This window comes from Pantoea graminicola (genome assembly GCF_048452665.1).
Classification (GTDB): domain Bacteria; phylum Pseudomonadota; class Gammaproteobacteria; order Enterobacterales; family Enterobacteriaceae; genus Pantoea.
In genome coordinates this window covers 1-2534 of record NZ_JBLWSJ010000018.1, presented here as the reverse complement: position 1 = coordinate 2534, position 2534 = coordinate 1, and the positions used below count along the sequence as shown (strand labels likewise).

General features: G+C 52.6%; 5 protein-coding genes. All 5 read left to right on the top strand.

Annotated elements, in window-relative coordinates:
* Positions 1-55 precede the first annotated feature (55 nt).
* On the top strand, positions 56-463 hold the full coding sequence (locus ACNY69_RS21585) for a hypothetical protein (RefSeq protein WP_418800336.1): 408 nt from the start codon (positions 56-58) through the stop codon (positions 461-463).
* 89 nt (positions 464-552) lie between these two features.
* The gene (locus ACNY69_RS21580) at positions 553-699 is read left to right on the top strand and encodes a hypothetical protein (RefSeq protein ID WP_033766153.1); all 147 of its coding nucleotides are present in this window, start codon (positions 553-555) and stop codon (positions 697-699) included.
* Between the two features lie 48 nt (positions 700-747).
* Positions 748-1566: an N-6 DNA methylase gene (locus ACNY69_RS21575; protein ID WP_418800333.1), complete on the top strand. Its 819-nt coding sequence runs from the start codon at positions 748-750 to the stop codon at positions 1564-1566.
* A 95-nt stretch (positions 1567-1661) separates the two neighbouring features.
* On the top strand, positions 1662-1982 hold the full coding sequence (locus ACNY69_RS21570) for a type II toxin-antitoxin system RelE/ParE family toxin (RefSeq protein ID WP_418800330.1): 321 nt from the start codon (positions 1662-1664) through the stop codon (positions 1980-1982).
* Entirely contained in the window at positions 1972-2253 is a 282-nt protein-coding gene (locus tag ACNY69_RS21565) for a helix-turn-helix domain-containing protein (protein WP_064365784.1), read from the top strand. Before ACNY69_RS21570 ends, ACNY69_RS21565 begins: the two co-directional genes overlap by 11 nt.
* The last annotated feature ends 281 nt before the right edge of the window (positions 2254-2534 follow it).

Below are 2534 nucleotides of genomic sequence, written 5' to 3'. Positions count from 1 at the left end.
CGCCGCTCCATACCAACCGAAACAGGGTTTTAGTAACCATCAGAGGAGAACCAGCATGAACACACAGAACGTCAAAACCGCCGCAACCAAAACCACCGAAACCTGGGCTGAAGGTCAAAAAAGTAATTACTACCTGGGAGATGGTTTTACCAGCGCAGAGGGCTACGCCGAAGAAGTTCGGAATTACTGGCTGAATCGTGAGGCGGCGGCGTTAAAAGCGCCTGTGGAGATCGACGTGCACCGCTTTCACGATGCGCTGGGGACACTTTATCCGCTGAACTGGGCATCCAGTGAGAACGGGAATTGTGAAACGTTCATGTTTGCAGAGATGTACTGCGGCGAGGTAACGGAGATTTACGCCCGGATCGGTGTGCGTTACTTCTGCCTTCGTAATTACAACCATATGACCCACGCCCAAATCATAGCGAGCGTTAAGGAGGCATTTGATCTGAACCAGAAATGAAAAAAGCAGGCAAAAGCCTGCTCATTCACCGCCGGAACCACGCTACCAACGAACGTTCCGGCGCTGTCAAACTTACCGGAGATAAATCCATGCAATTCGACCCGCAAATCGTGTCACACGCACAGGCATTTGTAAATGCCCTTCGTAAAGGGAAACGCGCGCGCGTCCCGGCTATTCGCCTGGAGCACTGGCAGCAGTTTATGACGCTGGTTTACGCCGGACTCGGCCTCGCGTGATGTGAAAAAGCCGCCCCTGATCGGGGCGGCTGTAAAAGGAATCGATTCATGTCACAGATAAGTTTTGCGGAATTTTTTGACCAGGCACAGGACGCGGCACCGGTTGTTCTGAGCAATGTCCCTGCGCTTCCAGGAACTCAGCCTGCGGTTTTCGCATCCGCGTTAAGCCTGGCAGCGGCGAGAGAGCAGTTTATCAGCGTCTTTCGAAAAACAGGGTACAACCTGCGCCGCTGGGAGGTCTTCAGCGACTTTATTATCCTCGCAGCCAGCGAGCTGGATATAGCGCGGATCAGAACGCCGGAAAGCATTGAACGCTGTCGGAAAATCTGCGAACGCTATAGCGCCGCCGATATAAAGAATTTGCATGAACTGTTAGCGCTGATGGTATGTGCGCTTGAGGCACAGTTTCATGATTTCCTGGGCGCAATTTTTATGGAGCTGGAGCTGGGCGACGATCGCCGGGGGCAGTATTTTACGCCTTACAGCGTCCAGTCGATGATGGCACGTCTTCTTATGCCAGGCGTTATTGATACCATCCGGCGGGAAGGGATGTTTACGCTGTCAGAGCCGACCTGCGGAGCCGGGGGAATGGTGATTGCATATGCTGAGTGCCTGATTGAAGCCGGGCTGAACCCGTCCGCACAGATGTTTGTCAGTTGCATCGATATCGATCCTGTTGCAGCGGATATGGCATTTATACAGCTTTCCCTGCTGGGCATTGCGGCCGAGGTTGTCACCGGTAACACGCTGACGCTGGAGTTTAACCGGGTACGCTATACACCGGCTTACTATCTCAACGACTTTGAAGAACGGCTTAAAAGCCAGCGCCGGATCAAGGCGATGATGGAATTTATCAGAGGAATGTAGGAGAAGAACGTAAATAATTGATTAGCTTATATGCTAACTTAGCTCTTGAGCTAAGTTAGCATTATTGCTATTATTTCTGTCACGGAGGAGATAAATTGTTTAACGTAAAATTGCACGACAATGCCGGTGATGAACTGGAAGCTTTTCCCGCAGAAATAGCCGCCAAAATGGTTCGACTGCTGGAGAAGCTGGAAAAAAATCCCCGCTCCCTGAGAGAGCCGCACTGTAAGCCTCTCGGTAACGGTCTGTTTGAAGTTCGCACAATGGGTGGTGATATAGCTCGCGGTTTATGGGTATATCAGACAGGCCAGAATATTTTTGTGTTACGTATCTTCATCAAAAAAACACCTAAAACGCCACCTGCCGAAATTGATCTGGCGTGGCGCAGACTGGAGGACATGATTAATGGCACATAAAACTCTCGCGGAGATGAAAGCAAAGCTGATGCAGGGTGATGAATTTCGGGCAGCCTATGAGGCGGAAGCCCGGAAGGAGCGTCTCCAGGAGCTGCTGGCCGAGTGGCGCAGCCATGCCGGATTAAACAGCGCAGACGTAGCCGCTCGAATGGGTATTGCACCGTCAACGCTTTCACGCATGGAAAAAAATATCACCTCTGCCAGTGTCGAAAACCTGTCCCGGTACGCGCGGGCTTGCGGCGTGAACACGGCTACGCTGTTTTTCAGTTAAACAGCATTCAAAGATGCGCGATGCCTGCGAATATGCGCGCGTCTGAAAGCGAAAAGCAGCCCTTCGGGCAGGTAAGGGGCGGTGCTCCCGCACCGGCCCTTACCTTTTGCCTGCCAGCCTTCCCGGTTATAAGTCCGTACAGTTTGTTAAACGCGTTTCATCTGTAATCTTCCCACTGCCACTGCCACTGCCACTGCCACTGCCACTGCCGGGACATGGCCACCTTCGGCTCCCCGGCGTTGCCGGGTCGTCAGTCCTACTGCGCTAACCGGCGTTGCCGG

What these genes read in the sequence shown, in the direction of transcription:
- ACNY69_RS21585 (WP_418800336.1), top strand. Translation starts at nt 56, where the DNA reads ATGAACACACAGAACGTCAAAACCGCCGCAACCAAAACCACCGAAACC.
- ACNY69_RS21580 (WP_033766153.1), top strand. Translation starts at nt 553, where the DNA reads ATGCAATTCGACCCGCAAATCGTGTCACACGCACAGGCATTTGTAAAT.
- ACNY69_RS21575 (WP_418800333.1), top strand. Translation starts at nt 748, where the DNA reads ATGTCACAGATAAGTTTTGCGGAATTTTTTGACCAGGCACAGGACGCG.
- ACNY69_RS21565 (WP_064365784.1), top strand. Translation starts at nt 1,972, where the DNA reads ATGGCACATAAAACTCTCGCGGAGATGAAAGCAAAGCTGATGCAGGGT.